Source organism: Klebsiella sp. 141162 (assembly GCF_050600755.1).
Lineage (GTDB): Bacteria > Pseudomonadota > Gammaproteobacteria > Enterobacterales > Enterobacteriaceae > Klebsiella > Klebsiella aerogenes.
Genome location: NZ_JAQIRI010000002.1, coordinates 125,255 through 150,680, shown reverse-complemented (window position 1 = coordinate 150,680; position 25,426 = coordinate 125,255). Strand labels below are relative to the sequence as shown.

Annotated in this window: 26 protein-coding genes; 5 read left to right on the top strand and 21 right to left on the bottom strand. The window is 48.0% G+C overall.

Annotated features, from left to right (window positions below):
* Positions 1 to 3 precede the first annotated feature (3 nt).
* The 7 genes from PGR23_RS08315 to PGR23_RS08285 form a co-directional block, all read right to left on the bottom strand.
* Positions 4 to 495: a PTS sugar transporter subunit IIB gene (locus PGR23_RS08315; protein ID WP_047041836.1), complete on the bottom strand. Its 492-nt coding sequence runs from the start codon at positions 493 to 495 to the stop codon at positions 4 to 6.
* Positions 496 to 522: 27 nt separating this feature from the next.
* Positions 523 to 1,302, bottom strand: a complete 780-nt coding sequence (locus PGR23_RS08310) for a PTS system mannose/fructose/sorbose family transporter subunit IID (protein WP_047041835.1) — start codon at positions 1,300 to 1,302, stop codon at positions 523 to 525.
* Positions 1,295 to 2,077: a PTS mannose/fructose/sorbose/N-acetylgalactosamine transporter subunit IIC gene (locus tag PGR23_RS08305; RefSeq protein WP_396279790.1), complete on the bottom strand. Its 783-nt coding sequence runs from the start codon at positions 2,075 to 2,077 to the stop codon at positions 1,295 to 1,297. The genes PGR23_RS08310 and PGR23_RS08305 overlap by 8 nt, the downstream gene beginning before the upstream one ends.
* A 3-nt stretch (positions 2,078 to 2,080) precedes the next feature.
* Complete coding sequence (locus tag PGR23_RS08300) at positions 2,081 to 2,518, bottom strand: PTS sugar transporter subunit IIA (RefSeq protein ID WP_396279789.1); 438 nt, start codon at positions 2,516 to 2,518, stop codon at positions 2,081 to 2,083.
* Complete coding sequence (locus PGR23_RS08295; protein ID WP_396279788.1) at positions 2,515 to 3,246, bottom strand: GntR family transcriptional regulator; 732 nt, start codon at positions 3,244 to 3,246, stop codon at positions 2,515 to 2,517. Before PGR23_RS08295 ends, PGR23_RS08300 begins: the two co-directional genes overlap by 4 nt.
* A gap of 670 nt (positions 3,247 to 3,916) precedes the next feature.
* Positions 3,917 to 4,375 (bottom strand): hypothetical protein, encoded by a 459-nt coding sequence (locus PGR23_RS08290; protein WP_049061429.1) that lies wholly within the window; start codon positions 4,373 to 4,375, stop codon positions 3,917 to 3,919.
* Position 4,376: 1 nt separating this feature from the next.
* A complete protein-coding gene (locus tag PGR23_RS08285) occupies positions 4,377 to 5,276 on the bottom strand; it encodes a winged helix-turn-helix domain-containing protein (protein WP_080986115.1) in 900 nt (299 codons plus the stop codon).
* A 644-nt stretch (positions 5,277 to 5,920) separates the two neighbouring features.
* Here PGR23_RS08285 and PGR23_RS08280 point away from each other — a divergent pair.
* Positions 5,921 to 6,301 carry a helix-turn-helix domain-containing protein gene (locus tag PGR23_RS08280; RefSeq protein ID WP_161801954.1) on the top strand — a complete coding sequence of 127 codons (381 nt, stop codon included), beginning with the start codon at positions 5,921 to 5,923 and terminating at the stop codon, positions 6,299 to 6,301.
* Between the two features lie 83 nt (positions 6,302 to 6,384).
* On the opposite strand, the gene PGR23_RS08275 is transcribed toward PGR23_RS08280, so the two are convergent.
* From PGR23_RS08275 to cynR, 10 genes are all read right to left on the bottom strand, one after another.
* Positions 6,385 to 7,401, bottom strand: a complete 1,017-nt coding sequence (locus tag PGR23_RS08275) for a fimbrial protein (RefSeq protein WP_049061432.1) — start codon at positions 7,399 to 7,401, stop codon at positions 6,385 to 6,387.
* A 71-nt stretch (positions 7,402 to 7,472) separates the two neighbouring features.
* Positions 7,473 to 7,985, bottom strand: a complete 513-nt coding sequence (locus tag PGR23_RS08270; protein WP_396279787.1) for a fimbrial protein — start codon at positions 7,983 to 7,985, stop codon at positions 7,473 to 7,475.
* Positions 7,985 to 10,582, bottom strand: a complete 2,598-nt coding sequence (locus tag PGR23_RS08265; RefSeq protein WP_396279786.1) for a fimbria/pilus outer membrane usher protein — start codon at positions 10,580 to 10,582, stop codon at positions 7,985 to 7,987. Before PGR23_RS08265 ends, PGR23_RS08270 begins: the two co-directional genes overlap by 1 nt.
* A gap of 43 nt (positions 10,583 to 10,625) precedes the next feature.
* Positions 10,626 to 11,309 (bottom strand): fimbria/pilus periplasmic chaperone, encoded by a 684-nt coding sequence (locus tag PGR23_RS08260; protein ID WP_289576948.1) that lies wholly within the window; start codon positions 11,307 to 11,309, stop codon positions 10,626 to 10,628.
* Positions 11,310 to 11,418: 109 nt separating this feature from the next.
* The gene (locus PGR23_RS08255) at positions 11,419 to 11,955 is read right to left on the bottom strand and encodes a fimbrial protein (RefSeq protein WP_049061436.1); all 537 of its coding nucleotides are present in this window, start codon (positions 11,953 to 11,955) and stop codon (positions 11,419 to 11,421) included.
* Between the two features lie 367 nt (positions 11,956 to 12,322).
* Positions 12,323 to 12,721, bottom strand: coding sequence for a DUF1090 domain-containing protein (locus PGR23_RS08250; RefSeq protein ID WP_064590745.1), 399 nt, complete (start codon positions 12,719 to 12,721; stop codon positions 12,323 to 12,325).
* A gap of 314 nt (positions 12,722 to 13,035) precedes the next feature.
* The gene (locus PGR23_RS08245) at positions 13,036 to 13,968 is read right to left on the bottom strand and encodes a LysR family transcriptional regulator (RefSeq protein ID WP_396279785.1); all 933 of its coding nucleotides are present in this window, start codon (positions 13,966 to 13,968) and stop codon (positions 13,036 to 13,038) included.
* Between the two features lie 195 nt (positions 13,969 to 14,163).
* Entirely contained in the window at positions 14,164 to 15,468 is a 1,305-nt protein-coding gene (locus PGR23_RS08240; protein ID WP_289576940.1) for a PQQ-dependent sugar dehydrogenase, read from the bottom strand.
* The gene (locus PGR23_RS08235; protein WP_045397745.1) at positions 15,461 to 15,898 is read right to left on the bottom strand and encodes a DUF2231 domain-containing protein; all 438 of its coding nucleotides are present in this window, start codon (positions 15,896 to 15,898) and stop codon (positions 15,461 to 15,463) included. The genes PGR23_RS08240 and PGR23_RS08235 overlap by 8 nt, the downstream gene beginning before the upstream one ends.
* Positions 15,899 to 16,118: 220 nt before the next feature.
* On the bottom strand, positions 16,119 to 17,006 hold the full coding sequence (gene cynR, locus PGR23_RS08230) for a transcriptional regulator CynR (protein ID WP_047043712.1): 888 nt from the start codon (positions 17,004 to 17,006) through the stop codon (positions 16,119 to 16,121).
* 109 nt (positions 17,007 to 17,115) lie between these two features.
* On the opposite strand from cynR, the gene PGR23_RS08225 reads away from it, so the two are divergent.
* Both PGR23_RS08225 and cynS read left to right on the top strand, forming a co-directional pair.
* A complete protein-coding gene (locus PGR23_RS08225) occupies positions 17,116 to 17,763 on the top strand; it encodes a carbonic anhydrase (protein ID WP_045397749.1) in 648 nt (215 codons plus the stop codon).
* A 36-nt stretch (positions 17,764 to 17,799) separates the two neighbouring features.
* Positions 17,800 to 18,270: a cyanase gene (gene cynS / locus PGR23_RS08220; protein ID WP_045397751.1), complete on the top strand. Its 471-nt coding sequence runs from the start codon at positions 17,800 to 17,802 to the stop codon at positions 18,268 to 18,270.
* Between the two features lie 51 nt (positions 18,271 to 18,321).
* Here the strand turns inward: cynS and PGR23_RS08215 are convergent, their stop codons facing one another.
* The 4 genes from PGR23_RS08215 to PGR23_RS08200 form a co-directional block, all read right to left on the bottom strand.
* The gene (locus PGR23_RS08215; protein WP_045397754.1) at positions 18,322 to 19,335 is read right to left on the bottom strand and encodes a LacI family DNA-binding transcriptional regulator; all 1,014 of its coding nucleotides are present in this window, start codon (positions 19,333 to 19,335) and stop codon (positions 18,322 to 18,324) included.
* 29 nt (positions 19,336 to 19,364) lie between these two features.
* Positions 19,365 to 20,765 (bottom strand): sucrose-6-phosphate hydrolase, encoded by a 1,401-nt coding sequence (locus PGR23_RS08210; protein WP_047043708.1) that lies wholly within the window; start codon positions 20,763 to 20,765, stop codon positions 19,365 to 19,367.
* Positions 20,765 to 22,135, bottom strand: coding sequence for a sucrose-specific PTS transporter subunit IIBC (locus PGR23_RS08205; protein ID WP_059355841.1), 1,371 nt, complete (start codon positions 22,133 to 22,135; stop codon positions 20,765 to 20,767). The genes PGR23_RS08210 and PGR23_RS08205 overlap by 1 nt, the downstream gene beginning before the upstream one ends.
* A 114-nt stretch (positions 22,136 to 22,249) precedes the next feature.
* Positions 22,250 to 23,173, bottom strand: coding sequence for an aminoimidazole riboside kinase (locus PGR23_RS08200; protein WP_047043704.1), 924 nt, complete (start codon positions 23,171 to 23,173; stop codon positions 22,250 to 22,252).
* Positions 23,174 to 24,425: 1,252 nt separating this feature from the next.
* Here PGR23_RS08200 and flhD point away from each other — a divergent pair.
* A complete protein-coding gene (flhD, locus tag PGR23_RS08195) occupies positions 24,426 to 24,776 on the top strand; it encodes a flagellar transcriptional regulator FlhD (protein ID WP_015367348.1) in 351 nt (116 codons plus the stop codon).
* Positions 24,777 to 24,778: 2 nt separating this feature from the next.
* The gene (flhC, locus tag PGR23_RS08190) at positions 24,779 to 25,360 is read left to right on the top strand and encodes a flagellar transcriptional regulator FlhC (protein WP_045397765.1); all 582 of its coding nucleotides are present in this window, start codon (positions 24,779 to 24,781) and stop codon (positions 25,358 to 25,360) included.
* The last annotated feature ends 66 nt before the right edge of the window (positions 25,361 to 25,426 follow it).

Genomic DNA, 25,426 nt, shown 5'->3' with positions numbered 1-25,426 from the left:
TCCTTATCCCTTATCGGCTTTTAAAAACGTAGTGATACAGGCGTTTGGTTCTTCCGGGGTCATCTGTGCTGTGACCGCTACGCCTTTTTCCAGCAACGCGTTGATGGCAGCAATCTCTGCATCGTTAACGCTTACCGAACGTTTAATCTGGCGACGATCGTCTTTGTTGGACATATTGCCGATATTGAGCTGGGTGAGGGCAGCGCCGCAGTTCATCAGCTTCAGCGCCAGCTCCGGCGTTTTCAGCAGGATCAGCACTCGCTGACCGTCGTAGTTCCCGGCGAGGATATTGGCGCTCGCTTTCTCAAAAGAGAGAATAGAGGTGTTGCAGCCTTCCGGTGCCGCACTGCGCAGCAGCATCTTTTCGACGTCGTTTGCAGCAACGGTGTCGTCAATCACCATAATGCGGTTGGCGTTGAAATGGCTTACCCAGCGGGTAGCCACCTGGCCGTGGATCAGTCGGTCATCGACGCGGATGTGAACAATACCTTTCATAATAACTTCCTTAAATCAATGTGTTGCTTAACCGAGAATATTCAGGTTGTAGCCAACGATACCTAAAATAATCAGAACGAAAATGACGCGAGTTGAGTTCATCTTTTTGAGCCCCAGCAGCCAGTAAGTGAACCCCACAACCAGCAGTGGAATAAGCCCCGGCATTATCTGGTCGGCAATGCTCTGCAGCTTCAGCGACACTTCGCCGTAGCTGAACTCGAAGTTAAGATTTGCCTTTACCACCGAGGGAATAAGCGCCCCGATGACCGTCAGCCCGAGAATGTTGGCCGCACGGGTAATTTTGTTGAGGCTGTTGGTCAACGATCCCAGCAGGTTCACCCCTTCCTGATACCCTTTACTGATGCTAAAGCGCATAAACAACATGCGAACCAGAGCGAATAGCAGCCAGAGGATAAGCCCTACCGGGTTGCCCTGTAGCGCGAGGTATGACGCGACGGAACCGATAATGGTGGTCGGGATAACGAAGAACAACGTATCTCCGATGCCCGCCAGCGGTCCCATCAGACCGGTTTTGATCCCGGCAACGGCATCTTTACCCGCAAGCCCGGTCTGCTCTTCCAGGGCGATATTTACCCCGAGGATCCCAGGCGCCATGGTGTTGTTGGTGTTAAAGAATTGGCTGTGTACTTTAGCTGCATCCTTCTGCTCTTCAGGTCTGGTGTATTTCTTCTCAAGGAACGGGTAGATGCTGTACAGATAGCCCAGACCCTGCATTTTTTCGTAGTTCCAGCCAGACTGACCGAAGAGAAACCAGCGCCAGAATACGCGTGTTAGTACTTTATTCATCGCCCATTGCTCCATTTGCCGGGGACTCGGTGGTTTGCGTTGCCTGTTTTTCTGAGTTGAAGACGTAAAGCGCAATCGCCAGTCCCAGCAGTGCGGCACCCAGCACCGGCACTTTCAGATAGGCCGACAGAAAGAAGCCCAGAATCAGGAATGAGATGTTCTTCTTAATCGGTAAATAACGAAGCAGGATGGCGATACCCAATGCAGGCAGTACGCCGCCGGCGACTTTCAGACCGTTTATGATGGAAGCAGGGATCCAGGTCACGACGTCATTAACGAAGGTTGCCCCGAGGAGCAGCGCTAACAGCACCGGCAGCATCCGCGAGAGCGAGATCGGCACCTGGCCCAGCAGGTTCATTCTTGCCGCCGCCTTCACCTGACCGTCTTCAATCAGCTTATCGGCCTTATGATGAATAAAGGTGTTGGTGAAGCGGGCGAGGATATCCAGCTGCACCATTAAGAGCCCAATCGGTACGGCAATGGTGGCACCGAACGCTGCGCCCTGGCCGCTGATGATGGCAAAGGTGGTTCCCAGCACCGCGCCGGTCATGTAGTCCGGAATCGATGCGCCGCCGAAGTTACCCACGCCCAGCACCAGCAGGTTCAGGGTGCCGCCAACGATAAGACCGGTGTTCATATCACCCATAATCATCCCGGCAAAGAAGCCCGCCATGCTCGGTTTCACCAGCCCAAGCGTCGTGTTGTTGCCGTCATATATCGCCAGCCCTGAATAGAGCGTTAGTAACGCTATCTGCCAGACCGCAATGTGCTCCATTTTTTACTCGTCTCCGTCATTTGTTTGCGCGGCAAGCTCTGCCTGCTGTAAATGGTAAATACCATCACGCGCCGTTGTTATTATTTCATTCAGCGAGGCGGGAGTATGATTTTCATCAATCGCCATCGTTATTTCGAGAATTAAGTTTAAATTCATCCCAGAGAGTAGGGTGATATTATCCCACAGGTTGTTGCTGACAATAACCTCCATTGCGGAGTTATACGGCGAACCGCTTTTTAAATCAGAAAGAATAATAATGTTTGATTCTGCTGTACTGAGAGCGGTTATTTTATCGCGAAGTTCCTGTTTAAATACTGCTATACCTTTCTCACCATCCAGTTCAACTACATGGAGGTTAGGCTGTGCGCCGAGAATCAATTCTGTAGCCTGTCTGGCGCCGCTGGCGAAACCCCCATGAGAGATTAATAATATTTGATTCATCCTGCCCCCTTATCTGGCGTTCTGATTTCGATATAAAATGATTCTAACCGTTTCCAGGTTTCAATATATTCAATGATCTGGCCCTGCTCGTTATTGGTAAAACGCTTCATCATGATAACGGGCTGATTGGCGCCGAGACCAAGGTGCTGCAGTACTTCAGGCTCGACATCGGTTTGGGCGCAGATAGTTTGTCGGTACGGCATGGTATACATATCAAGACCATTGTTGACTTTAAATGCCTCGTAAATGGAACTGAGAGCCGAGTTCTTAACCGTCAATTTACTGGAAAAATAGTGAGCCGGTATATGGGAAATTTGCAGTGCGTAAGGTTTGTTGCTGTCAAATTTCAAGCGCGCAATGCGGTAATATCTTTCATTATCTTTTAAACCAAGCTTTTCTTTAATGTCAGAAACGTTTTCTAATTCGCATTGGATAACTTTAACTGACTGCATACCTTTTAAATCGTTATCTGATTCTGAAAAAATAATACTCTCATTGCGTTTGGCTTTCGAAACAAAAGTACCTTTTCCCTGGTAGCGGATCAAATAACCATCATTCACTAATTCATGAATGGCACGAATTACCGTGGCAGAACTCACAGAGTAGCGTTCTTTTAATTCCGACTCGCTGTAAAATTTTTCGCCGGGCTTAAAGGTACCGTCTCTAATTTCGTCTAACAGGGCCGTTTTAATCACCTGGTACTTCGTTGACTGTGCCGATGCTTTCATTGTTTCGCCAGTTTCTGTCTACATTGATTTTATTTCGTAGTCTTACGATACCTGTACCAGTTTGCCCGATCAACCACTCAACTCAACTTAACCGGTTAACCTGTTAAGTTGTTTTCTGTATTGTGACGCATTTCTCAATTTCGTAGCTACTGATAAGGGAGAACGTAATGAATCTATGTCTAACTGGCTGTGTATGAACACGACTGATTGTGAACGATCACATGACAGGCATCAGCAAAAGCCAGTAGAGACAACCATTCAGTAATGGTGCGTACATGGCTTCACTGAAGGTTTATTCATACGGGAAGTGCTGTTGAACGAAAGGAGCTTTACTGCTGAAGAGCCCTACACCTACTCAGGACAACGCTTTGATGACCACACTTTATGGATTTAGTCTTCTATCTATAGCCTGCGGCATTTCAATATTAGATACGCTCTGGATATGCAGAACATGAAACTGCATACATACTCTTTTCCCGCCGTTGCGGATCAGTCAGATTGATAGAAGGCCATGTAAACTCCCATCCACGTAAATTCTTTTAGCTTTATCCTTCAGCTATTGCCCTCTGATCTGGTTGGGTTTTGAGCACCAGAGTAAACCTCGGGGAGGGGAGCCACTTTAATCTTGCCGGTGAAGTCAGCAATTCTTTTCCTTCAGTTGCTCTCGCATCTACTGCAACGTACAGATAAATATGGGTAAAGACGCCGTAGAGAAGACGAGTCCATTGCGTCCTTGTTTATGGATAAATAGCTGTAAGCCTCGATCTTCATAGAGGTAAAAATCAGGTACCACACCGCTCAAAAGCCTGGCCTGGGAAGCGGTAAGCAGTGAGAGAGTCGAGATCATGGTATATACATTCCCTTGCCTGGTAAATTTAAAAGCCAAATTCTGTGTTACTTTGCGCGCAGGCAATCCTGGTTCATTATATTCTCCAATCGTAATAACCTTTCCGGTATCGCCATTAAAAACATATCTCACTTTAACTGAGTAAGTTCCCGCTTGCCTGTTAAAACTAATTTTCCCCCAGCAGGAGAAGTGATCTTTATCATAATTTTCAGTCACATTGAGTAACAATGGAGATAAGGCGAGGGTTAACAATACCAAAACAAAAATCCATTTCTTTTTCATGTTAGCGCTCGATAAAAAAAGTTGAAAAGCAAGAGGAGGTATCATCTGTGTTTTTATTACAAAAATGCATAAAAATCTTTGTGGCACGCGTATCCATTGCGATGTAGACATTTTTTGCCGTTTCACAGTGAATATCTTTCTGCTGAAAAATAGAAAAATAATCCGCTTTTTGTCTAAGCTTATCCTTCTCACTTTTCATTAAGGTACAGTTGTTTATATCACCTATGCTGTAATAGTTTTTAAAGTAATCATGAGTGTTATCACTTAAGTAATAATAAAAGGTGAAAATTGATAGCATCAATAATAGGGCCGCAGAAACTGATCGCCATTTGTATTTATAAATAATGTCGATGAAATTAAGCGTAGCTTTCAAGGGAGAAACGCTGGTTCTCTGGGGAGGTCCAGGGTTAATCCCTGGTATTTTATGTTGTGTAGGGGAATATATACCATGGGCACTGTAGTCATTATTTATAATTTCCATATTATAACTTACAGATACATCATGACGCTTTTCCTTAGACGCAGATCCTCCAGGAGGTACGTTTTCTGTAGGGGTATTATCCTCCTGCATAAGAATAGCTGTACCCAGAAAGCTGAATCCTTCTCGGGGTATAGTATGGATAGCATCATGAGAAATACCTACTTCTCGCAGAGCTTTACGTATTAGCGAAATGTTTTGATAAAGCGTATTGGCGCTGGTGTATTGACCCCTGCTTTGCCAAACATCCTGCGAAAAATCATATTTTGTGACGATCTCACCCTTCTTTTCTAATAGTAGGGTTAAGCACCTGCTTGCCGGCACATTTAAAGAAACTTGCGCATACTCTTCTGATATTGGTACTAATAATTGCTGAGCAGGGTAGAAGTACACACTGTTATTGATAAGATATTTTTCTTTCATTCATTAGAACGCTAATTAATATGATAGATCTGTTACGATAAAAGTATATGACAAAAAAACATATAACACAACAATATGTATTGATGGTTAATTGGTGAAAATTATGTAAAGCGTTACTGTTATCAGTAGTGAAATAATAAATGCATGACAGGTTTTTATAATTTTTTGTTGCTTCATTTAAACGTTAACGCAAGCAATATTGATTATCATTTATTTATGACAAGTTTAACGCAATATATTGTTTTAATTGGTTTTTTATGGCTCTCATGAGATCTCATGAATTCTTATTTTAGGGAATGTAACTGACAGAGAAAGATTCAGAAAAAATGAGTGAGGAAATTTATGAAACACAAGTAGGATAAATCTTAAAGATTGTTCAACAAAAGACAAATGAATAATCAACAAAGTTATCTTATGCGAGTGTTTTATAGGGAGAATGCGCCTTGATTCTTAGTCGATCCGATTATCCTTGCCAATTAAGTAATGTCACGTTTACATCAATTATTGATGATATGAACAAAACCTTGAGCGGTTTATACCATAACAGCAATTGCTATGTCTTTTTTATAGATGGAGACTCGCCTAACGTTAGTCTGCATGCTAAAAAGATTTATCTCGAAAGGAAGCGCGGTAAGAACATTTTTATGGTAACGCTGACCGCGAGGAAGAAAAATTACTCGACGATAATTAATCATTTGTCCGACCTGGTGATATGCAAGAAAGCATCATATTCATTTTTAAAAGAAGCGATAGAGTGGATGCTAAAAGCACCGCCAAAGGATACTGAGGACTATTTTCTGGGCGATATTTGGGGGAATGTCCTGAAAGGAACACAGAAAGAGTATGAAGTCCTCGACCTGCTTTTTAAGGGTTACACTCAAAACCAAATAGCAAAAATATTAAATCTATCTGTGACAACGGTCAGCGGATATAAAATGAAAGCAGTCAGACGCCATGGGCTGAGAACTTTTAATGAGCTATACATTCAAAAATTTAAAAACAATATTAATATCTTCGATACTTGATAATAAGCCATGCAAGGTATTGCATGGCTTATCCTGGCACAACCATTTTCTTGCGGATTATAGCAACCACTGGTGATATTTTTCTATTGATAGGAGAAAGTTATACTGGCAATTGCATTCGCGCTACCAGCCGTAATCTCCCCAGTTTGCACATATCTTACCGTAACGGGAATAGCGACATTTCCCTGTTCTTTAGTTGTGACAAGCTGAATCTGGCCGGTGGTGCCTTTTAATGAACTATCGGGCCCTAACGAAATGGGTTCTTCGCTATCAACAAAAAACTGTACGCCGATTCCTTTTGCATCAGAGTCAGGGGTCAATCCTACGGTTTTACTGGTGTTAGATACATCTGATTGATCGGTAATAACCATTGCCAATGCTATATTGGCATCACAGTTCAATGTAATTGTGGATGAAATGCCGTCGGAGCGACTCCCCACGCCTTTGAATACGCTCTCGCTGACCTCTCCCATGGGAAAATTGATTAAAGATTGGTCCACCTCACAGCCATTGGCAGTCGTTGAGATAGTGGTAGGACTAATCACTATTTTGGAAGTAGTCGATGCCCCGGAAAGAGACTCATGGCCTGTCATGACTGCGGCGGTGATTTCTGGTGTCGTTATTATGCCGGTTTCCAGTCGTCCACTAATTTTGACGAAATGGATTTGCGCATCAAAACCAATCTGACCAACTGCTCCGCTCCAGGTTGTGCTCTCTTGATCGGTCAGCGGAATATAGCTAGTGGCTTTGGTATCCTTGACGCCAATGGTAAAACCAATACCAGGCACACCTGTTTCATAAACACCATAAACCAGACCATTTACCGTTAATGTGACGCCAGAAGGTTGTAAGCCGCTACCTAGTTTGACGGTTGCTGATTTACAGGGATAAAGCCAGTTAGGACAGGTAAAAACATTATCTACGCTGACTGTAGTGGTAGCGCCTATCTGCTGACCAAAGGTGGAGGCGTCAGCATTTTGGGTGACGCTGATTGGCGCAGGGGTAAGCACAATCTGAGGTGTCGTGGCGGTAATGGCCAACGCTAAGTAACTATATGAAATAGATAAAATCGTAATTAATATTTTTAATATAATTTTCATTAATGATGGGGTCCATTTTATAGCTAATAAGTTAGCGAGAATAGAATGAAAAATTGACCTACTAGATAAAATCACGGGAAAGTAACGATATAAGTCGCCGTACTATTTGCTTCTCCTGCGCTAAGTGAAGCGCCGGTGGCAATGTACTGAGCATAAAACTGTAATGCCATGGTGTTACCTTCGTTCAGCAAGTAATTTTTTGATGCGCTGCCCAGAGGAACGATCGTTTTATCTTCATTCAAGATTTTAATCGCGACGCCGCTGGCGCCACCTTCGGACAATGCTAAAAAATCGCTATTTGTTCGATCGGGAACGCCGGAAAATGTCACTACCGCACCGCTGACCGAGGCCGCACAATCCATTAATCGGATGGTGAAAGGTACCATTTGTGCGCTGCTATTGGTCTGCGTCAGCTGTGTTATATTGATCTCTTTCATATCTACATCAATCATTCTGGAGTCGTTTTCAACGACGCAACCGCTAGCGGTAATTTGTCCGGTAACATTAAGTAAAACGTCATATCCGAAAGCGTTGCGTATCAAAAACGGCATAAATAAAGCCAATAACGGCATGACAATTTTCATTATTTACACCTTACTGATGTCGAATAAATACCTGTCACTGTATTGCTTTTTAATGACCTGATATCGTATTTTGCAGTACAAACTTGAGTATTAGATTTTCCCCATCTGGCGGTTAATTGGCCAACATCTGCTAGTCCGTTGATATAAACAAAACCAGAATCATCAACGATGCCGTTATTAATGGCGCCATCATCCGTTTCAGCGTTGACGATGGTGCCAAAAGGCAAAGGCTGTCGATCGTCTTTAACGAGTCTGAACATGACTTTCTTACCGACTCGCGCTTTGAAGGTCGCGCGCACCAGCGCGCCTTCTGAAGGGATGACCGTTTTAACTGCTTCATCCAATTCAACGTCCTGGTTTAATGTTTCCTCGCGTAGTTGAACTCGATTTTCACGATAGGCGGTTGCATAAGGAATAATCGTATATCCATGTCCGTCAGTCTGGATGCCGGTCCCATTCACCAGTTCTGCATCAGACGCCCCCACGGCTTTCACCAGAATATTTGTGTTTCCTAACTGCTGGCCCAGCGTCAGTCCGTCTTCATGGAGGACCATTGCTCCGGTAAATCCATATTTCAAAGACTGATTATCCCGGGAATAGCTATAACCAAGATCGGTAATGCCATAGCGTCCTTTATAATTCAAGGCTATATTACCGCCGACAGGTGAATGGCGTTGGTGATATTGATAGAGGTTGTAGCTTAGCTTATTATAATCAAGTGCATTACCGCTAAGGCCGATAATCTCATTATAATCACCTTTATCAGTTCTCATCATTGAAGTATTGATTCTTGCTGTAGTTTTAGAAGCGTTGGTTAAAAAACTCGAAATAGGCAAAGAAAACGCCAGATTGACGATTTTATCTTTTTCTGCGTTCCACGGATTACGGTTCTGAGCATAGCTTAGGGTATAAGAAAGATTGCCCACGCTGCCGGAATAGCCAAATTGCAAGTTGGTATTTTTTTTCTCTGAACGCCAATAGTCCTGATGGTTGAACGATACATAAGCGGAGCCAAGCCCGTGTAAGCTTTGCGAAATCAGGATTTGAGACATCGCCTTTTTAGCATAGCGCAGGTTATAGCTATTAGTTGTGTTAATCACCGGTTTGCCATTTTCATCAGTATTATACTCGATGGTTTCACCTTTCATCTTTTTATAAGTGGTATCACTAAATGAATAGAAGCCATCGGTAGAGTAGCGATATGCAGCAAAATTAAAGTTGGTACCAAAATCAGTAAGTGACCTGGCATAACGAAGTAGCAGTGAATTACCACGATGTTTTTCATCGTTTGATAGCTGACTCTCCGCATGGGTAATATCCAGGGAAATGGCTCCCCATGCCCCCATGTTTCTGGCGAGGCCCAGTGCGGTCGCCTTATATCTTTGTGATAATTGCACTCCACCATACAGCGTCAAACCCCAGGGGGAGCCCCAAAATAAAGAAGTTTGTGTGTAAAAAGGCTTGTTTTGTTCGCTTTTTAAACCAGAACGATAATGACCGGCACTGAGCGCATATTTTAGGTGTCCTTCTCTGACAAGGTTAGGGACGCTAGAGTAGGGTACGATATAGTTTGTTGATTGCCCGTTCTCTTCCATCACTTCAACGTTCAAATCTCCGCTGGCTGATGTTGGGTATAAATCGTCAATAGCAAAAGCACCAGGCGCAACGAACGTCTGATAAATAACATTATTATTTTGCCTGATAGTCACCCGGGCATTACTTTTCGCAATCCCGCGTACTGTCGGGGCGAATCCCTGTAGACTGTCTGGCAGCATGGAATCCTTCGATTCAAGTTGAATTCCGCGAAGTCCAACGGTGTCGAATATGTTATAGGCGGTATTCGTTTCACCCAGAGTGATTTGGCTCCTGAGAACACGAATATCACGTTGTAAATAACTATTAATATGGCTCCACTCACCGCCATTGTGGGTGTTATAAACCCAGTTTTGCTGGTTTCTTAATCGCCATGGTCCCCAGTTGACTCCTCCATTAAGGCCGAGAAAATAATTGCTCTGTGTAGAGTTAGTACCCGAACGGTAATGATAATCGTTGCCGCTAAACGTATAGTTAAGCATTGCCGCAGTGATCCCGTTTTCCCATTCTTCGGGGGCGATGGCTCCTCTCGCTTTATTTTTTAATAAAATCTGAGGAATGGAAAAGGAGAGTTTCATCAATTGTTGGTCAAATATTACTGATATATCAGGGAATAGGCTAAAATCTATACATTCTGTAGCATGAGTAGATTTAAATTTTTTCAAGACAATTGGGTTCAAACCCAGGTTTCCCAGGGCAGCAAAGGAAACACAAGGGGCTAAAATGGCTGTATTATTTCTGGTTTGAACCTCAAACAAAAAAGTATCAGTTTTGAGATACTTATTATTTACAAAAATATCTACCTTGTAATATCCAGGCTGTAATTCAAGGCCTTGTTCAAACGATGATAGATCGGCAACTGTATTGTTTTTATCACTGATGAATGCAGGGTTGAATTTATAGCCGGCAGCTTGACTTTCATGTGTTAGGGTGAAGAAAATTATAACAAAACCAGTTGCTAAAAATAGGGGGGGAGTGTGTATAAGAGAATGTTCAGCATCCATTTTACTTCAAGTCCTGAGAGTCGAATCATATCATCCAGACAAATTAGAAATGCAACGTTATTGGTTTGGTTTGAGCACCATAGTCATTAATTGTCTGAAACTTTATTACTCCACCTGGTGTTGCGCCATTTTTAATTTTAATGCTTTGCTGGGGCGGAACCATTAGTGGATTTAAATTACGCCCATTGACGGTTATATTTACCATGGTCAAAAAATAGGGCGAAGGGTTAGCTAATTCGATTTCGTTACCATTTTTTTTAGCGCTTAACATTGCTGGTGCATCTTGTGGCCTTATCGTTAAGGTCTGCGGACGATAAAATAGTTTAATGCGATTAGCCGATGCCAATTGCAATGTATTACCTTGTTTCTCTTCGTTTACAGGAGGCACCGCTTTTACCGTCAACCAGAAAAGGCTTTCTTTATCTGTCGGTAACTCCGGTCCCGCGTATATTATACGCAGAAGCTTTTCACTCTTCGGCTTTAGCACGGAGAGTGGCGGAGTGATCATAAAGTCGCTGGTTCGGTTACCCTGATAGTCTTCCGTCCAGGGTTGAATCAGAAACGCCATATTTTCGTCTGTATTTCTGACTGAGAGAGATAATTGCCTGACATCAGAGGGATAAATTAAACGGGTTACCCCAAGTCCGACTCCGCCAGCAAAAGAGGAGTTGCTAGAAAATAAAATTATGGAAGTAGATAGAATTAACAGTGAAAAAAAACTTTTCAAAATGCACTCCAATTAACTGTAAGAAAAATATTTTTCGCACTGGTGAATGCTTATCCAATTAAGGGCATAAATATGCCCCCGGAACGAACATGACTTTAAATAAAAGTTCTTATGGATAAATCATGGTGAAAGTTGCAGTAGCATTCACATCACCAGCGCCGGCCTGGCCTAATGCATAATATTTAGCCATGAAATTCAGCGTAGTTTGACCGGTAGTTAAACTAATTGGCGCGGTTGGCTCATCCAGTTTAATTTCATTGTTTTCGCTATCATACAATTTAATTCCAACCTGAGTTGCTGAGTTTCCACCGTCAACTAAAGATAATACGGTTGAATCGCCAGGGATGCTGTTGCCTGAGAAAACCACCTGTACCGTATTTGATGTATTAGTGTTGCACTCCTCAAGTACGATAGGTACATTCGTAGGATTAGCAGTATCACCGGCTGTTTTCAGTAATGTCGTACTTACTGGGTCAAGAGGAATAGTCTGGCTGACACTGCCAGCTGCGACGGTGCAACTAGCATCGACAACTTTACCCGTAAAATTAATAGTACCATCCGTTACCGGCAGGGCATATGCAGAGTTAACTGCAAAGTATAAGGTTGAAGAGGCAATTAACGCATAAATAATTCTTTTTTTGAACATGGACTAATTCCTTTTTAATTAATGCAATGTGAAAAAACTGATGGCTTAATCAGGTTGATTAATTTCCATGGAGCAGAGATGACTGCTCCGGTTACTTATTACATAATAAAACATTGAGTTTTCTTGGCTTATTGGCTACTGAAAGCTAAGTTGCCGCTTTTATACTAACGATAGTACGGCGGTAACAGAGCAAAAGATATAGGACGCCTCTTGCGGTTATTCAAAATAGTCCTATTTATGGTGTGGGAATATCCACTTAGCGAAAGCAAAAAGCTGGTACTGGCGATATCCAATAGTCAAATTGATACTGAATACTTAGGGTGACAGCGCGGATCGCTGCAACGTGCTGCTCTCGCTGAAGTTACTATTATGGATAAAGCGACTGCTGATACTCGGCGAGTTCTTCTCGAGCCTGGTTAAGTTTTTTTAGCTTTTTGTTCACGTCCTTCGGATCCCCGCTACGTTTGGCTTCTTTAAGTTCAAATTCTCGCTCACTGACTTTTTGCTGTTTTTCTCTGATTTTTTGTTCATGTTCCCAGCGCAGAGATTCATCGCTACAGTTCGCTTCTACTCTTCTGAGTGCTCTCTCCAGGCCAGCAACCCGGTAATTATTATGATGCTCTTTGGCATAACGGATTTGTGTTTGAATTTTCTGTTTCTTGATACTACATCCGGCGAGGTCTCTGGCTACTGCGCTTTGCGGCAAACACATTATCAGGGGGATAGCGACAAGCAATGGTTTTATTTTTTCTTTGAAAAGCAACATGAAATTTCTCCTGGTTAGGTTTAAAACACAGGGGAGTATAATGTCGTTATGCGAAAGTTAAAATGAGACGTTTCTCGAGAAATATCTCAATATTTAACATAAAAATTTAGCTTGAGCGCATTATGCGTCTTTATTTGCAGTAAATAGTTTGAGGAGGGGTGGGTAATTATTAGCCATGAATGTTGATTGCGACCATACCTGTTTTATGATGACGAATATTGTTTTAATGGTGAGATTGGCCTCGATGAGGCCAATTATACATATTCCGTAGTGAGCGGTTTACGCTCCCCGCTGGAATTCCGGCTCTCTTTGTTTTAATTATCCGCCTTCTCCCAGTAGGGCGGCATCCCAATCTTTTCAACCATAAAGTCGATAAAGGCTCGGACTTTATGCGGTACTCTCCTGTTTTGTGGGTACAGCATCCAGATGGCGGTTTCGCTAGGGAACATACTAAATTCCCACTCCGGGAATACCCGTTGAATGAGCCCTTGTTCTTCAGCCTGCTGCGATAGCCAGTTCGGTAAAATCGCAATCCCGGTGTGATTGACGCAGGCATAAAGCATGGCGGCGCTATCGCTAACGCTCAGTCGGTAGTGAATCGGGATGCGCTGCCATTCATCTTCTGAACCCGTCTTACGGGTATACCAACCGGCGCCATGCAGACGAGAAAACATCACGATATTGATCTGCTGCTGGTCGGCGCCCGGCGTGGCAGAAGGGCGGTTTTCCGCAATCCACTGCGGGCTGGCCCAGGCTGAGCGCGTCTGCGAAGCCAGTTTACGGGCATGAATCGAGGAGTCAGGCAAAATGCCAATGCGAATACTCAGGTCGATGCGCGCTTCAATCAGATCCTGCACTTCATCGTTAAAACTGATATCCAGCGAAATGTTGGGGTGCAGGCGAAGAAATTCATCAACAAAAGGCATCACGTGCAGACGGCCAAAGGTACTGGGTACGCTTAACCGCAGCAGGCCGGAAGGTTGTTTATCCAGTGCGGAAGTTAACTGGCGGGTTTCCTCCCATTGTAATAACAGTTGTTGGGCGTGCGAGTAAAAAAATGCTCCGGTTTCGGTTAATGCTAATCCGCGGGTAGAGCGGTTAAACAACGTCACCTGTAAATACGCTTCCAGCTCGGAAATATGGCGAGAGACGGTGGATACTTCGATATTTAAGAATTTGGCGGCGGCACTGAAACTTTGATGATCGGCGGCGCTGACGAAGGTTCTGATTGCGGATAAATGGTTCATCTGTTTTACGTCTCATTGATGATGAATGTTTCTCAGCAACCTGTTCTGGTGTAGCCGACTACAATAGCGGTCCTGATGTCACAGCTTATCACTTTGTTTCTCGAATTATTCCCGGCAATATCTATGGATAATGATTCTCAGGATATAAAAAAGGCTTCCCTGACTGCGGGAAGCCGGATAATTGATAGTTATATTTTATTTTGCGCTGACGCGCCAGACGGTATTACCGACATCGTCGGCAATGATTAACGCTCCTTCGTTATCCTGCGCGAGTCCGACCGGCGCGCCGTACAGTTCTTTCTCATCGCGGGAGACAAAGCCGGTGACCACGCTCTCAGGTTTACCGACCGGCTTGCCGTCTTTAAAGGCGACAAAGCTGACTTTGTAGCCATTCAGCGGCGAACGGTCCCAGCTGCCATGTTCGCTGATAAACACGCCGCCCTGATAGGTCTGCGGCAACATTTTTCCGGTATAAAACAGCATTCCCAGCGGCGCAACGTGGGAACTCAGGGCATAATCCGGTTTGATCGCTTTGGCGACCATGTCCGGGCGCGGCGGCTGTACGCGGCGATCCACATGCTGTCCGAAATAGCTCCACGGCCAGCCATAAAATCCGCCATCCTGCACCGAAGTTAAATAATCAGGCACCAGGTCGGCGCCGATCTCATCGCGCTCATTGGCAATGGCCCAAAGCTTGCCCGTCTGCGGTTCCCAGCCGAGTCCGGTAGGATTCCTGATACCGCTGGCGAAGATACGGCTTGCACCGGTTGCCGTATCAACCTCCAGAACGGTGGCGCGACGATATTCAATATCCAGCCCATTCTCGGTGATATTACTGTTCGAGCCGACGCCCACATACAGCTTCTTACCATCCGGGCTTGCCAGTAACGCTTTGGTCCAGTGGTGATTGACGGTGCTGGGCAGGTCAGCCAGCTCGCTCCCCGCATCGCTGATATGTGTCGCCCCCGGCTGGTAGTGATAACGCATGATATTGCCGGTATTGGCGACGTATAGATTATCGCCAATCAGCTGGACACCGAAAGGCGAGTGCAGGTGTTCAAGGAAAATATGTTTTTCCCAGCCGCTGGCGTTTTTACGCAATAGCGTAATGCGATTCCCGCCTTTTCCACCTTTGCCTGACTGATTTTTCACTATCCCGGCAATCAGCTGCTTCGGCGTAGTCAGCGGCTCCTCGCCAGGACCGTTGCTTTCAACGACCAGTACATCGTCGTTTGGCAGGACATAGACCATTCTGGGATGCAGGAATCCATCGGCTATTTTTTCTATTTTCAGCCCCTGGGCAACCGCCGGTTGCCCATCTGTCTTCCAGCCCACGCCGCGGGGAACCTGCATCGGCGGCATCAGGAAATCCTGGGCCTTCGGCATTACGGGATCGGGCCCTACCTGCTGATCCGGGCTAAGTTTCGCTTTCTCATCGCATCCGGACAGGGCAAGCGCCGTGGCGAGCATAACGGGCAGGGGCAGTAGTAATTTATTCATGGCGAATCCCCTTATTATTAGCCAGGCAAGTGGAGCTGATAATATTGGCGACCAGCAGGCAGATAACGGTAATCGATGAATAGATTACGTTCTGCGGCGCAATCGCCCAGGCGTCGCGGCTATGAACAAAACAGTTTACCAACGCGGCAATAATAGCGATAAGGTTTAGCCAGAAATCAATTTTTGCCGCCGGGCGTCGAGGAGTAAAAAACCACACCTGCGCCAGATTAATCAATCGCGGAATGATGGCAAAAATAAGGCCAAGGGCAATAAGCCAGCTGGCGCTTTTTCCCCACATCACGTTCGTACTGTAGAGATAAATAATATCGAAGATGAGACCGGCGATAAAAAAGCCGTAAGGCACCGGATTGAGTAGATTATATATGACCATCGCAAGGCTATTACCTCGGTCATGAGAGCGTTCACTCATTGTCAATTCCTTGTCAGGGGGAATAAGGTAGGATGAAAATAATGCTGACGTTCAAGCCGGAATAATGAATACCGCTTAGCAGATAAAATTATACATATTGTTAACAATTTCAGTATGCCAATCGCGGGAAATCTGTTTTGCGCAAATGGTCATACTGGCTACGGTAAGATTGTTGCAGAAGGGAGGAGGCGGGCCAGATACTGGCCGCGCCATCGTACGCTTAACTTTCTATTCGGGCAGCCAGCTGCTGGGCCATTTCGGCGAAAATCCGCGCTGCAGCTTTTGGCCGGGCGCCTTTGCGCTGCATTAACACCGCGGTTCTCTCAAGCGCGGCTTCTTTAAGCAATCGGGTCATCAGGCCGGTACGCTGGGCGGCGACATTCAGCGGCAGAATGGAGACTAATTGGGTTCGCTGGATGATATCGAGGATGGCGTTGATCGAATGCATTTCAATGGTCACCTGCGGGTGGAAACCGGCTTGCTGTAAGCAGTGGTCAATTTGCAACCGGGTGGCGAAATGATGATTAAGCAGAATAAACTCCTCCGCGGCCAGCTGGCTCAACGAAAGGGAGTCTTCGTGGGCCAGCGGGTGATGGTTCGCGACAACTAGCGCCAGCACCTCCTGTAGCAATGGGGTGGAAACGATGTCCGGCGCACTTCCGCCAGCAAAGGCAATACCAATATCCAGCTCATTTTCCAGCAGCATACCTTCCATTTTCTCCTGCGACATCTCCTGTATATCCAGCGTGATATGCGGATAACGCGCATGAAATTCCGCTACTAATGGGACGACGAAATAGGAAGTAAAGGTGGGCGTCACGGCAATGCGTAGAGAACCGCGACTGAGGTCTTCGACATCATGAATGGCGCGTTGGCCCTCATCCAGCAGTTGAAATGCCTGGCGCGCATACTGCAAAAACACCTCACCTGCATCTGTCAGGTGAATATGCCGGCCGCTGCGGTCAAAAAGCTGCGCATCCAGGCTCTCTTCTAACATCCTGATTTGCTGTGAGAGCGCAGGCTGCGAAATGTGCAGGGCTTCCGCCGCGCGGGTAAAGCCCTGATGTTCGGCGACGGCGAGGAAATATCTGACATAGCGAATATTCACACGTTCAACTCATAAGTTTTTTGAATGAATTTGATTATAAACAAGACTTTTATTTTATGCCACGCGGCGCGTAACCTCCCTGACATTCCACAGCGAGGTAGACATTATCATGAAAGAAATCATTGATGGTTTTCTTAAATTTCAACGTGATGCATTTCCTGAACGCGCTGAACTGTTTAAAAGTTTAGCCTCCCGGCAGAGCCCCCGTACGCTGTTTATTTCATGCTCCGATAGCCGGATGGTTCCTGAGTTGGTTACCCAGCGAGAACCCGGCGATCTATTTGTCATCCGTAATGCCGGCAATATCGTCCCTTCTTACGGTCCGGAGCCCGGCGGCGTGTCGGCATCGGTGGAATATGCCGTTGCCGTCCTGAAGGTCACGGATATTGTGATTTGCGGTCACTCCGATTGCGGGGCGATGACGGCGATTGCGCAGTGTAGCTGTCTGGATCATGTCCCCGCCGTTAAGCACTGGTTGCAATATGCGGATTCGGCAAAAGTGGTGAACGATGCCCGCGAGCATCGCGACCCGCAGGCCAAAACCGCGGCGATGGTGCATGAAAACGTGATTGCCCAGTTGGCGAATATTCAAACCCATCCGGCGGTGCGTCTGGCGCTTGAGGAAGGACGTCTGGCGCTACACGGCTGGGTGTATGACATTGAAACGGGAGAGATTGCCGCCTATGACGGCAATGCCAGAGCTTTTATTTCGCTGGCCGGTCATCCGGATACCCGAGCGGTGCCGGTTTACGGTTAGTCATTTCATTTCACTACGATATAACGAGGTAACACCATGATTCAGTCTCAAGTTAGCCGCGAAGTTCGTCTGGAGTTAGCGAACAAAATATTGCTGATTAAAGCCAAAAAGGATCTCTCCTTTGCACAGCTTGTTGAAGGCACCGGTTTATCAGAAGCCTTCGTGACGGCCGCGCTATTGGGCCAGCATCCGCTGCCTGCCGAAGTCGCGAAAATGGTAGGCGCAAAACTGGAGCTCAGCGACGATGATATTTTGCTGCTGCAAACCATCCCGGTCAGAGGTTCTATTGAAGACCGCGTACCAACGGACCCGACGATGTATCGCTTCTATGAAATGCTGCAGGTCTACGACACCACCCTGAAAGCGCTCATTCATGAAAAATTTGGCGACGGGATCATCAGCGCGATTAATTTTAAGCTGGATGTGAAAAAGGTCAGCGATCCGGAAGGCGGACATCGCGCGGTGATCACCTTCGATGGAAAATATCTGCCAACGAAACCTTTCTGATGACAATTAACCGTTAACGGCACGGGCCTGAACCACGATCCAGGCCCGTTATTATCTGGCGGGCTGATAACGCATTTGCAATGTGGCGGGCAGATAACGCTGCAGCGGCTGTGGCGTTTTACCATCGATCAGCTGACTGATGAGATCGTAGCAGTGCCAGGCCAACTGGCGGTTGTCCTGCTGGATGGTGTCGATGCGCAGCGACAGCGAATCATACAGATAGTGGTCATCGAAGCTGGCTAAATGGATCCCGGAATCCAGCAGGTTATGCTGGCTCATATAGCGTAGTACCCCTTCCAGCAAGCCGCAGGCGGCGGTAAACAACGCCTTAGGCGGCCGCCCGAGGCGGGCGCACAGCGCGGCAAACATCTCATAGCCTGAGCTTGGGTGATAGTTGCCGTTGATGATCCATTCCGGGCGTAACTCAACCCCTGCCTGGGCTAATCCCTGACTAAATCCGGCCAGCCGATCGCGCGAAGGCGAGAGCCGCGGCTGACCGCCGAGAAACCAGAACTCATCCGGGTGTTGGCCGGCGATACGGGCGATAAGTTCCGCCGTCGGCGCCAGTGAATCGGTCATCACCAACGGCAGGGCGCTATCGTTTGGATTGCGATCGAACAGCACCACCGGCAGCTGTTCGCTGAGCTTCAGATAGTCGGCGTCGCTGTGCATACAAGAGGCGACAATCAGGCCATCGACCTGACGGGCAATCATATTATTGACCACCATGCTCTCCTGGCCGGGATTCTCATCGGTGCAAGAGATAAGCAGCTGTACGCCGGCTTCGCGGCACAGGGTTTCCAGCTCGTGAGAAAAAACGGCAAAACCATAGTTAGTGATCTCGGGTACCACCAGACCAATGGTATGGCTGCGGCTATCGCGCAGTGAACGGGCGTGAATGCTCGGCTGGTAGTGCTGCTCGCGGGCGATAGCCAGCACCCGTTCACGCGTCTCCTGCGCCACGCGCAGCTCTTTGCCGCGACCGTTCAAGACCAGGCTGGCGGTGGCTTTGGAGACGCCAGCCAGTTCGGCGATATCTTTTATGGTAATGCGTTTGGGTTTCATCACGAGCCAGGCGCCTGAAAGCAAAACGCTTATTCTACCATGCATGGCCGCAGCGGCCAGCAGCAGAATGCCCCCGGCGTCGCGCCGCTGAATACCAGTTTTCCAGGATAATCCGCAAAGAAGCGGCTGCTCATCACCCCGGCGCCATCATTAATAAAAATTTCGACGCTGGAACGATCGATGAGGATCTGCAGTTTATGCGCCGAGCCGCGCCAGTAACGGTAATCGACAGTATCAGCTACCAGGCTTCGACGGGCCAGGCGTACGCCGCGACTGTCCAGCGAAAGCTGCAGCGCGCCTGCGAAATCCAGCCTCAGCGCATCGCCTGGCATGACCTCGAAGGCCAGTTCCATCGGCTGCAGCACCAGCGGTTCGGTCTGCCAGCCTTGCGCCTCGCCGCGCAGCGCCGCCAGTTCGCGTACGGGATTTTGATATAGCGTGCCGTGGCGCCAGCTGAGTTCCCGCAGGCAGGTCATCTGGTGGATCCAGCCGTGGGCTCGCGTAGGTTGCTGCATCTCTTCTCCGTCGGGAACGCCCATCCAGCCAACCAATAGGCGCCGACCATCTTCCGCCAGGGTGGTTTGCGGCGCATAGAATTCGAAGCCGCTATCCAGCTCTTCGAGCGCGCCGTGGCTAAAAGTCGCGTCAGCATTGTCGAAATGCCCGTGCATCCAGACCGCCGGATAGGTGTTCAGGAAGCGCTGGGCTTCTCGCGGTAGCCCCTGTGGGCAACTGAGTAAAATATGCTGGTCGCCGAGCGGGAACAGATCCGGGCATTCCCACATATAGCCGCCATCGTTCAGGCCGTTAAGTCCGCTACCGGCAATTTCGCCATGGCTGCTCCACTGCATCAAATCAGCGGAGCTGAATAGCAGTACCTTACCGCGGTCGGCCAGATCGCGCGCGCCCAGCACCATCAACCAGCGATCGCCATCGCGCCAGACTTTGGGATCGCGCACGTGTCCGCTATAGCCGGCTGGCAGCGCCAGCACCGGGCCCTGCTTGCGAAAAGTACCGTCGGGATTTTGCGTCGCCAGACACTGCCAGGCGGTACGGCTGCCATCGTTAAATTTCACATTACCGGTGTAGCACAGCGTCAGGACGCCGTCGTCATCTACCGCGCTGCCGGAGTAACAGCCGTTACGGTCGTACTCCGCATCCGGCAGCAGGGCAATCGGTTCGTGCCGCCAGTGCAGTAGATCCGCTGAACTCCAGTGTCCCCAGCCTTTATAGCGATGATCGCAGGCGAGGGGATTCCACTGATAAAACAGATGATAACGGCCATTGAAGTGGATAAAGCCGTTTGGATCGTTCAGTAGCCCACATACCGGCGCCAGATGCCACTGCGGATAGTGGTCATCCCGCCGCGCGCGCGGCTGGTGGTTCATGACGGCCTGCAGGACCGCCGGTAACAAAGAAGGCTGCGTCATTATTCAGCATCCGTTTTGTATTTGAGCGTCAGCGAAACGATAAAGGCGACCACAAACGCGATAGCCAGCCCGATGATGTAGTTAAGCAGGGAACTGGCCTGCACGATAGCCATGCCGGGGATGGCGGTCAGGCCGACGGCGGTCATATAGACGTGCATGGAGACCACCCAGGCGCCACCCGCCGCGCCGCCAATCAATGCGGCGATAAATGGCTTAACGAAGCGCAGGTTGATGCCGAATATCGCCGCTTCGGTGATGCCAAGCATCGCCGAAAAGGCTGAGGGGAGGGCAATGGCTTTCACTTTTACATCTTTGGATTTAAACCACACCGCCAGACAGGCGCCGCCCTGGGCAATATTAGCCATTGCCCAGATAGGCAGCAGGAAATTGACGCCGATCGACGGGTTGCCGAGCAGCCCGGCTTCGATAGCATGGAAGCTGTGGTGGATACCGGTGATAACAATAACCGAGTACAGCCCGCCAAACAGGAGTCCCGCCAGCCAACCGGCGTGGGCAATGAGCGTGCTGAGAATAAAGGAGATGCCGTCGCCGAGGGCACGACCGGCCGGACCGATTATCAACAGGGCGATAAAACCGGAGATAATAACCGTCAGGAACGGCGTGAGGATCAGATCCAGCGCGTCGGGAATCAGGCGTCGCAGTTGCTTCTCAAGCAGGCTCATAAACCACACCGCCAGCAGCACCGGGAACACCGTCCCCTGATAACCGATCATCGCCACCTCGAGGCCGAAGAAATTCATGGTGTGGAAGCCCGAAGCCACTCCCCAGGCGTTGGTCAGCGCCGGGTGGGTAAGAATACCGCCGAGGGTTGCGCCAAGATAAGGGTTGCCGCCGAATTCACGCGCGGCGGTAAACCCGATCAGGATTGGTAGAATAATAAAAGCGGCCGAACTACACATATCGAGGATCAGGTAGATGGCGTTGCCCGGGTCGACCCAGCCGTAGGTTTTCACCATCCCCAACAATCCCATCAGCAGGCCGGAGGCGACGATAGCCGGGATAATGGGCACAAAGATGTTCGATAGCAGGCGGGCGATCCGTTGGAACGGATTCAGTTTTTTCGCCGCCAGATCTGCGGCTTCGGATTTGCTCGACTCGCTAATACCGGCTGCCTGAATAAAGGCGGCATACACTTTATTGACCACGCCGGTACCGAAGATGATTTGCATCTGGCCGGCGTTGCGAAAGCAGCCTTTTACCCCCTCAATTTTGCCGATGGCCTGCTGGTCGGCGAGCGCGTCATCGACCAGTACCAGACGCAAGCGGGTGGCGCAGTGCGCGGCGCTGGCGATATTTTCTTTGCCGCCAAGCAGCGGCAGCAGCGTGCGAGAAATCTGTTGAAAATCCATAGTACCCTCTACAAAGTCTGTCATCATCATGGGCAATTGGGGATGTCCGAATCCCCGAACCGCCGCTTTGCTAATTTTGCTAAAACGTTTTAATTATTTTGTCTGCCTGCATCGTTAAAACTGGCGGTTCACATCGGCCTGGTACGGTAAGGCGGTCATCGCGCCTTTGGCGGTGGTTGCCAGCGCGCCGCAGGTTTGCGCCAGCGCGACGATTGGCTCCAGCGCGGCGACAGCGTCAGGGAAGCCGTGAGCGGCGAGGCTGGCGAGTAGCCCGGCAACAAAGGCATCACCGGCTCCGGTGGTATCAACGCTGACCACCGGACGGGCCGGGAAGTGAATATGCTGTTGCTGGAACAGCGCTTGCACCCCGGCTTTTCCTTGCGTGACCAACAGCAGTTTTGGCTGAAAGCGCTCGCGGAATCGCGCAATACCGCTGGCGATATCGTCGCCACCGCTAATAAAGGCCAGTTCCTCTTCCGATAGTTTCACTACGTCAGCCAATGCCAGCGCCTGTTCGAGACAACGCCGTAACAACAGGGGATCCTGCCACAGATCGCTGCGGATATTCGGGTCGAAGCTGACGCTACCGCCGGCGCGTTTAATCTGTTCCATTGCCATAAAGGCGCTGCTGCGGCTGGGCTCGGCGCTGAGAGCGATAGAGCAGACGTGCAGCCACTGGCCGGCCGCGAAAGGGGGGAGATCGTCTGGTTGTAGAAAAAGATCGGCGCTCGGACGGACCATAAAGGTAAAGGTGCGTTCGCCGTGTTCATCCAACGCGACCACGACGGTTGAGGTGCGCTGTGCGGGGTCTAAAGAAAGGTGGCGGATATCCACGTTCTCTTGTCGTAGCGTCTGGCGCATAAAGCGGCCAAAAGGATCATCGCCAACCCGGCCGATGAACCCGCTATTGCCGCCAAGCCGCGCGACGCCGACAGCGACGTTAGCCGGTGCGCCGCCCGGACATTGTAATAAGCGGCCATCACCCTCAGGCAGCAGGTCGACGACCGCATCGCCGAGTACCCATACTTTACTTGTCATACTGAAATTCCTTCTTGCTAAACTTTATTAAACCGGTTTAGCTAATTTAAACATAACCCATAATCCAACGGAACGCGGAAGTGATGAAAATGCGATCGGCTACGATAAAATGTGATCCAGCCGCGATATTACGCGCTTAGCGCTAGCTATTTTTCCTTTACTACAGATAGGCAAATGAACTTGTCATTTTCCCTACCAATAATAAGGGGGAGGGAAGTCGGGTCGATAGAGCGCTTATTGTCGGATGAAAAACCCTCATATATCTATTTATTAATATTAACTTGCTGTCAGGGTGCGGCTAAAAAATATATTCCTGATGGCTTTATGCCAGGGTTTGACACCGTTAATTACTTCTCATTTTTTATTATTACAACGTGATAATAAGCCCGTTTCGTTAAAATAATGTTAGAAAAATAACCCCGGGAAAATACCCCTTTGGGGTAATACGTCAGGCCGTAAATGTTATAAAAAATTTATCCATATCTGGAGGCGTTCAGCCACGAGCAGGAGCGCAAAAATAGCGTCAGGCGTCGCGATATAGGGTGAATTGAACGCATCTTGCTCAATTGGTTGAGCTGAAAAAACAGGCTAACCCAGGTTGTTTTTGTTCAATTTTTATACTCCTTCCGTCACTGTCATCCGAGTATTAGATCTAATATCCTTGTATTACACCATGGTTATTTTTTGCGGTGAAAACTAATGATTTACGTTGAATTTAACGCTTGTTCAGATTTTTATTCTTCAATTTTTATAATGTTATTTTTTTGTTCTAAATGTGCCAGAAAAAACTAATTGCAATGGTTGATAACACTTTTTTTAAGATAATTCATTTACTTGTGATCGTTAAATGATCGAATGTTGGTTATAAAGTGATCGAAATGGGGTGTTGTTACCGGTATTATTTTTTGTTTTTGTGATCTATATCTCATTATATTCAAAATTTCCCCATACTTAATTGTGTGTGCTAATGATTCGGGAGTAGAGTTGCGCCGCCTTAAGAATATTCTTATAGAATTTCTAAAAATAGTTTCATGGCAATTCAACTCTCTCGAAGCAAATTCTTTACATCCTCCACTCCAGTTTGCACCTGTAACAAACTATTAACAGTGGGGCGAATTTGATGATTAGCTGAATTTTTAGCTATCGCGAGTGAGCGTTTTAATTGCCGTCTTGGGGAAATAACTGAGGTCACGGGCGATTAAGTATCACGCCCCGTGTATGTTTTCTAACATGGCTTATCGGGATAGGGATTATGGGTACCTCCGAATTACTTAAGCATATTTATGACTTCAACCTGTCGTATTTATTTTTAGCACAGCGGCTGATCAACGATGAAAAAGTATCCGCAATGTTTCGTTTGGGAATTGACGAAACCATGGTTGATACCCTGGCGCAGCTGACGTTACCGCAGATGGTGAAACTGGCTGAAACTAATCAGCTGGTGTGCAATCTGCGCTTCAGCGACCATCAGACTATCGAGCAATTGACCAAAGAGTCGCGCGTTGATGACCTCCAGCAGATCCATACCGGTATCCTGCTTTCCAGTCACCTGCTGCAAGAGCTCCGCGCCAAAGAAGGCGCTGCGGCGAAGAAAAGTGTTTGATAATGGCTGAGAAAAGTATTGTTCAGGAAGCGAAGGATATTCAGCTCGCCATGGAGCTGATATCTCTCGGCGCGCGTCTGCAGATGCTGGAGAGTGAAACTCAGCTCAGCCGCGGGCGCTTAATTAAACTCTACAAAGAGCTGCGCGGAAGCCCGCCGCCGAAAGGGATGCTGCCGTTCTCGACCGATTGGTTTATGACCTGGGAGCAGAATATTCATTCGTCGATGTTCTACAACGCCTATTTGTTCCTGCTGAAGAGCGGCAAATGCAGCGGAGTGGAAGCGGTGATCAAAGCCTATCGCCTGTACCTCGAACAGTGTCCGCAAGAAGCGGGCGAAGCGCCGCTACTGGCGTTGACCCGCGCCTGGACGCTGGTGCGCTTTGTTGATAGCGGTATGCTGCAGCTCTCCGCCTGCAATAGCTGCGGCGGCTCATTCATCACCCACGCGCACCATCCGCAGCACGATTTCGTCTGCACGTTATGCCAACCGCCGTCACGCGCCGTAAAAAGACGTAAACTTTCTCCGCAACTGGCCGATATAACCTCTCAACTGCTGGACGAGCAGGCTAAACGCGTCATGTAAGTCGCCGTTCCGACGACTTACGGCAATCCATTTTCGACGTGTAATACGCAGGGGCGGCATGCCGCC

Bases quoted from the DNA above. Each gene is read 5' to 3' on its own strand.
- PGR23_RS08310 (WP_047041835.1), bottom strand. From the start codon at position 1,302: ATGAATAAAGTACTAACACGCGTATTCTGGCGCTGGTTTCTCTTCGGT.
- PGR23_RS08290 (WP_049061429.1), bottom strand. From the start codon at position 4,375: ATGAAAAAGAAATGGATTTTTGTTTTGGTATTGTTAACCCTCGCCTTA.
- PGR23_RS08235 (WP_045397745.1), bottom strand. From the start codon at position 15,898: ATGAGTGAACGCTCTCATGACCGAGGTAATAGCCTTGCGATGGTCATA.
- PGR23_RS08245 (WP_396279785.1), bottom strand. From the start codon at position 13,968: ATGAACCATTTATCCGCAATCAGAACCTTCGTCAGCGCCGCCGATCAT.
- PGR23_RS08295 (WP_396279788.1), bottom strand. From the start codon at position 3,246: ATGAAAGCATCGGCACAGTCAACGAAGTACCAGGTGATTAAAACGGCC.
- PGR23_RS08255 (WP_049061436.1), bottom strand. From the start codon at position 11,955: ATGTTCAAAAAAAGAATTATTTATGCGTTAATTGCCTCTTCAACCTTA.
- PGR23_RS08305 (WP_396279790.1), bottom strand. From the start codon at position 2,077: ATGGAGCACATTGCGGTCTGGCAGATAGCGTTACTAACGCTCTATTCA.
- PGR23_RS08205 (WP_059355841.1), bottom strand. From the start codon at position 22,135: ATGGATTTTCAACAGATTTCTCGCACGCTGCTGCCGCTGCTTGGCGGC.
- PGR23_RS08315 (WP_047041836.1), bottom strand. From the start codon at position 495: ATGAAAGGTATTGTTCACATCCGCGTCGATGACCGACTGATCCACGGC.
- PGR23_RS08210 (WP_047043708.1), bottom strand. From the start codon at position 20,765: ATGACGCAGCCTTCTTTGTTACCGGCGGTCCTGCAGGCCGTCATGAAC.
- PGR23_RS08240 (WP_289576940.1), bottom strand. From the start codon at position 15,468: ATGAATAAATTACTACTGCCCCTGCCCGTTATGCTCGCCACGGCGCTT.
- flhD (WP_015367348.1), top strand. From the start codon at position 24,426: ATGGGTACCTCCGAATTACTTAAGCATATTTATGACTTCAACCTGTCG.
- PGR23_RS08265 (WP_396279786.1), bottom strand. From the start codon at position 10,582: ATGGATGCTGAACATTCTCTTATACACACTCCCCCCCTATTTTTAGCA.
- PGR23_RS08285 (WP_080986115.1), bottom strand. From the start codon at position 5,276: ATGAAAGAAAAATATCTTATCAATAACAGTGTGTACTTCTACCCTGCT.
- cynS (WP_045397751.1), top strand. From the start codon at position 17,800: ATGATTCAGTCTCAAGTTAGCCGCGAAGTTCGTCTGGAGTTAGCGAAC.
- PGR23_RS08275 (WP_049061432.1), bottom strand. From the start codon at position 7,401: ATGAAAATTATATTAAAAATATTAATTACGATTTTATCTATTTCATAT.
- flhC (WP_045397765.1), top strand. From the start codon at position 24,779: ATGGCTGAGAAAAGTATTGTTCAGGAAGCGAAGGATATTCAGCTCGCC.
- PGR23_RS08270 (WP_396279787.1), bottom strand. From the start codon at position 7,985: ATGAAAATTGTCATGCCGTTATTGGCTTTATTTATGCCGTTTTTGATA.
- PGR23_RS08300 (WP_396279789.1), bottom strand. From the start codon at position 2,518: ATGAATCAAATATTATTAATCTCTCATGGGGGTTTCGCCAGCGGCGCC.
- PGR23_RS08280 (WP_161801954.1), top strand. From the start codon at position 5,921: ATGGTAACGCTGACCGCGAGGAAGAAAAATTACTCGACGATAATTAAT.
- PGR23_RS08215 (WP_045397754.1), bottom strand. From the start codon at position 19,335: ATGAAACCCAAACGCATTACCATAAAAGATATCGCCGAACTGGCTGGC.
- PGR23_RS08225 (WP_045397749.1), top strand. From the start codon at position 17,116: ATGAAAGAAATCATTGATGGTTTTCTTAAATTTCAACGTGATGCATTT.
- PGR23_RS08250 (WP_064590745.1), bottom strand. From the start codon at position 12,721: ATGTTGCTTTTCAAAGAAAAAATAAAACCATTGCTTGTCGCTATCCCC.
- PGR23_RS08200 (WP_047043704.1), bottom strand. From the start codon at position 23,173: ATGACAAGTAAAGTATGGGTACTCGGCGATGCGGTCGTCGACCTGCTG.